The sequence below is a fragment of the Zoogloea oryzae genome, assembly GCF_030161255.1.
In the GTDB taxonomy this organism is placed as follows: domain Bacteria; phylum Pseudomonadota; class Gammaproteobacteria; order Burkholderiales; family Rhodocyclaceae; genus Zoogloea; species Zoogloea oryzae.
The window spans coordinates 1-774 of the sequence record NZ_BSPX01000254.1; the positions used below are offsets into that span (position 1 = coordinate 1).

The following is a 774-nucleotide window of genomic DNA, read 5'->3' on the forward strand; positions in this document are numbered from 1 at the left end:
CGGCCTGCTCGCCAACCTGCGCGCCGACGGCGCCACGCCCCACCTGCTGCTGCGCCGGGAGAACCTGCAATGAGCGCCCCCACGCCCCTCGCCCAGGCCGCCAGCTGCCCGATCACCCGCCTCGCCAACGCCTGGCAGGCCCGCAACCCGCGGGAGCGCACCCTGCTGATCGCCGCCGCCACCGTTATCGGCGTGGCGCTCGTCGTCAATTTGCTGGACTGGAGCCGCAGCGAGCGCATCCGCCTGGGCCGCAGCCTGCCCCGCGCCGAAGCCCAGCTGGAGCAGGTGCAGGAATCCGCCACCGAGATCGCCCGCCTGCGCGCCCAGCCCGTGCCCCAGCGCCCCACCGGCCCGGCCCTGCTCGAGATGGTGCAGGCCTCGGCCAAGACCCGCGGCCTCGGCCTCGCCATCCAGACCATGGGCGACGGCCTGCAGGTCAAAGGCCAGGCCGGCTTCGACGAGCTCGTCGCCTGGCTCGCCGCCCTCCAGAAAGACCAGGGCCTGCGCGTGGCGCGGATGGAACTCCAGCAGCAGGGCACCACCGCCAGCGTCGATCTGGTGCTGGTGGCAGGTAGCAACTGATTCCAGTCCCGCCATGCGCCGCAAGCTGCTGTTCTTCCTCGCCTTCGCCCTCGCGCTGCTGGTCGCCAAGGCGCCGGCGCGGCTGGTGGATGGCCTCGTCGCCCGTGCCACCGACGGCGGGCTGCGCCTGCAGCAGGCCGAAGGCAGCCTGTGGCACGGCCGCGGCGTGCTGGCCAGCCGCGACGCCAGCGG

1 protein-coding gene is annotated in these 774 nt (G+C 74.0%); it reads left to right on the forward strand.

The window, feature by feature from the left end; genetic code table 11:
* Positions 1-69: 69 nt before the first annotated feature.
* On the forward strand, positions 70-582 hold the full coding sequence (locus tag QQK25_RS23320; protein ID WP_284190097.1) for a type II secretion system protein M: 513 nt from the start codon (positions 70-72) through the stop codon (positions 580-582).
* The last annotated feature ends 192 nt before the right edge of the window (positions 583-774 follow it).